Here is a 3,588-nt window from a genome sequence, read left to right as displayed (position 1 = left end):
TTAAAATTTAAGGGCTGACAGTACCAAATAAATACTGAAATTATCCATACTATTTTACCGAATAATTAATAATTAATAATTAAATAATTCTGGTTTAAAGCCTCCCCTTTTAAGGGGAAAAAAGAAATAATATTTCCTTATATTCAATTCCGTAACGGTTTTAACCAGAGGTAATTATCAATTATTCATTATCCATTATCCATTAATGAACATATTTCATAAGCATTCCTCCTTTCTTCCCTCCTGACTCCTGATGACTCACAACAGTTATTTATAAGTATTCAACCGTTAGCGTAGCTTCCCCCGGAGGGGGAACATGATATTAGATAAAAGCTTTACTAATTGAGTCAGAATTAAATTTTACTATCAAAACTGCTTTGAAAGTCTATATTAATTAAAATCTTATTATGAGATTTGAGAGCTGATAGCTAATAGCTGTTTGCGCAGCATTCCGCACGAAATAATTACCCTTAAACTACAAAATTTTCCCTAATTATTTGCTCATTTAAACTCATTTCTACAGTAAATTGTTCTTGAGGTTTACAACCAAACTCTAATTGTATCCAATCATCTGCTTCCCTAGCTTCAGTTTCCATGCAAGAATTACCAGATTCATCCAATATTTGCACTCGTAAACCAGCAGGTAAAAATGGAATTTTATTCGTAGTAGAAAGTCGCACACAAATATCTATTTCCTCCTCAAACTTATCCGTTAGTTTTACCGCTAATTCTGTAGCTTGTTCATTTACTCCACTACCCCAATTAATAATTTTCCCACAACTAATACTTAAATCATCCGTTGGAGATTGAGAAATACTATCCCTTGAAACTCTTAAACTTCTTGTAGATGTAGATAGTGACTGTAAACTTTGCCATTCTGCCGGAAAAAAACCTTCAAACCACCGACCTAAATTAACCCATTTTTGACACCAATCAATTTCGTCAATTAAAGCATCCAAAGATTCTATTTGTGTGAGGGGAATAGAATCTTGAAACCCATCAATATTTCTCACAGAAACAAATCCTAATATTTGTACTTGGTTTAAATCCTCCTCAAATTGAACCGCTATATAACCCATGCGGTTGTCAATAACTTCTGGAGGCAAAAATAATTCTTTTTCACCAGGAAATACCGGACGACATTCCACTTTGCCAATATTTGGTAAAACTAAATCAGCCACATTAAATATTGCTCTTGAACCAGGATGCCAACAATCACCTTGATGAATCGCGGTCTGAATACCTAAACACTTTAAATAACTTTGAACTGCCACAACAGCAAGAGTATTTAGGTAAACTTGTTTTCCTTTTTCAGGAGTTGCTTGTTCTGCTGCAAATTGCTCTGCATAACGATGAGCTTCTGCAGTCACAAAAACTTTTAATGCTTGTGAAAAAGTCATACTCATAATTCTTCTCCAAATTGATTAGCGATTTCTCTTAATAATGGAATACATCTGCGCTTCCAGTGGGAATAAACAGTTTGGTTACTGATATTTATACTTCTGGAAATATCGGCTATTTTTTTTGGTGGTTCTGTAAAATTCAACTGAATTGCTAATACTTGACAATTACATTCAGGATGTTTTTTCGGATGAGATGACCTGAGCTTTTCTTCTGGATCGGTCTCAATATATTGCCTCAAATACTCACCTTTTCTTTGACGTTTTGCTTTTTGCAATTCAGCAATTTTCTGTTCTAGTAAACTTAGACTATTAGCTGGTAAAATTTCTCCTAAAGTTGTTGAATTTTCTCCTTCACTACTAATAAGTTTATCCAAACTTTCATATCTATTATCTGGGGTATATAAGTCTTGGATACGCCATTTCAAATAGCCATTAATCCAAACAACAAAACTTCTTTCCCAGGAAGGAGGCCGAGATTCAAAATTTTGAATATTTTTGCAGACCCATTCTAATGTCCGATTAAAAGCCTCCAGATAATCCTGGTGGGACGAACTATATAGTCCAGGGAGTTGTTGAATTAATATCAATAGACGATTAATAGCTTTCTGGCGTTCTAGACTCGGATTTTGATATTGCTTTATTTGGGTAATTAGATTTTGTAATTGGTCCTCCACAGCGATCGCTCTCCTATCACATAAAGTTGAAGATTATGAGTCGAGCTTATCAAAGTTCTAACTATTTTGGCTTAGACCCCATATATAGCAGAAGGAAGAAGGAAGAAAGAAGAAGGAAGAAGGAAAAAGCTTGTGTTATCTGAGTTTTGAGCTTTTGATATGTCAAACACCTTTCCTTCGACTGCCATATATATATCTGTCCTAGATAAGATTTTTATGCAATTTGTTCAAAAATTATTGAAGAAGGAAGAGGGAAGTAACTCAAAAGTCAAAAGTCAAAAGTCAAAAGTCAAAAGTTAAATTTTATCGGCGCAAAACTTTGATGCTACAGTAATTTACCGAATAATTAAGGTAAAAATCCTCTCCTTTTAAGAAGAAACAAGAAAAAATTTTCCTTTGATTCAATCCTCTTCCTTTTAGGGAGAGAGAGGTAATTATCAATTATCCATTATCAATTCTTGAAGGAAGTTATTTAACATTTAAAAGGAGCAAAACTATTTGTGACATCTTTAAAATTAATTGGTATAAGAAAGAAGAAAATAAGTTATAAGTCAAAAGTCAAAAGTTAAAAGTTAGATTTTATCGGTTCAAAACTTTGATGCTACAGTAATTTACGGAAGTTATTTAACATTTAAAGGAGCAAAACTATTTGTGACATCTTTAAAATGAATTGGTATAAGAAAGAAGGGGTTATTTCAGTTATCAGTTGTAAATGTTGTAAATTTTGAAAAAAAGGGAAATGGTAAGCATTAAGCCGTCAGCTATCAGCTATTGCTTTTAGTTGACGATAAAAGCTTTATTAATTATCTTACTAAATTTGTCTTCTATTCCCTATTCCCTATTCCCTGTTGCCTACTATACGTTATACTGATCATATAAGTGTTTCGTAATGGTTTTTTCAGATGGTAGTAGGTACAACAGAAGCAGCTTTTCTCCTAAAGATCTCAACTGCTAGGGTGCGGGTATTACTGAAAGAAGGTCGGATTAAGGGAGCTAATAAAAAAGGACGATCTTGGCTAATTCCTCTTAATAGTCAAGGGATACCAGAAATTATTCCAGGTAGGCGTGGTCCTGATGGTACTTGGAATAAAGGACAACGTACAAGCAAAACAGTTATTCAGATATTGCCTACCGTTATCAATGCTAATCATCAAAACGGCACTTGTTTACCAGCAATTAATATTCAGCAGGGCGATCGCCATCATTTATGCCATGAAGCTGATATTCTCGGACCTTGCAAAATTATCTATCAACCCTCTCAACATAATTCTCATCATACTGAGGAAACAAATTTATGGATTGAAATTCACCCAGAAGTACAAATTACTCATAGAGTATTCTCTGATGTAGATGAAAGTTTCCAAAAATCTATAGAAAGGGATTCAACAATTAATTATTAATTATTAATTATTACCTTTGCTTGAAAACGGATAGGATTGACCGCTTAAGGAAAATTTTTTCTTTTCTCTTGGTCTCATTGATATGGTGAGGTCTTCTCGCCATATCAATGA

Annotated in this window: 3 protein-coding genes; 1 reads left to right on the top strand and 2 read right to left on the bottom strand. The window is 33.6% G+C overall.

What is annotated here, in order from left to right; translation table 11 throughout:
* Positions 1 to 470: 470 nt before the first annotated feature.
* Both F6K13_RS23760 and F6K13_RS23755 read right to left on the bottom strand, forming a co-directional pair.
* The gene (locus tag F6K13_RS23760) at positions 471 to 1,406 is read right to left on the bottom strand and encodes a DUF1822 family protein (protein ID WP_124146449.1); all 936 of its coding nucleotides are present in this window, start codon (positions 1,404 to 1,406) and stop codon (positions 471 to 473) included.
* A complete protein-coding gene (locus F6K13_RS23755; protein WP_124146450.1) occupies positions 1,403 to 2,077 on the bottom strand; it encodes a hypothetical protein in 675 nt (224 codons plus the stop codon). The genes F6K13_RS23760 and F6K13_RS23755 overlap by 4 nt, the downstream gene beginning before the upstream one ends.
* 902 nt (positions 2,078 to 2,979) lie before the next feature.
* On the opposite strand from F6K13_RS23755, the gene F6K13_RS23750 reads away from it, so the two are divergent.
* Positions 2,980 to 3,477 (top strand): helix-turn-helix domain-containing protein, encoded by a 498-nt coding sequence (locus F6K13_RS23750; RefSeq protein ID WP_124146451.1) that lies wholly within the window; start codon positions 2,980 to 2,982, stop codon positions 3,475 to 3,477.
* The last annotated feature ends 111 nt before the right edge of the window (positions 3,478 to 3,588 follow it).

Origin of the sequence: Okeania sp. SIO2B9, assembly GCF_010672505.1 — a bacterium.
Taxonomy (GTDB): Bacteria; Cyanobacteriota; Cyanobacteriia; order Cyanobacteriales; family Microcoleaceae; genus Okeania; species Okeania hirsuta.
Note: the sequence above shows the minus strand (reverse complement) of the source record. Positions and strands in the feature narration are given on the sequence as shown.

Excerpts from the sequence above, each read along its gene's own strand:
- F6K13_RS23760 (WP_124146449.1), bottom strand. The coding sequence starts at position 1,406 with ATGAGTATGACTTTTTCACAAGCATTAAAAGTTTTTGTGACTGCAGAA.
- F6K13_RS23750 (WP_124146451.1), top strand. The coding sequence starts at position 2,980 with ATGGTAGTAGGTACAACAGAAGCAGCTTTTCTCCTAAAGATCTCAACT.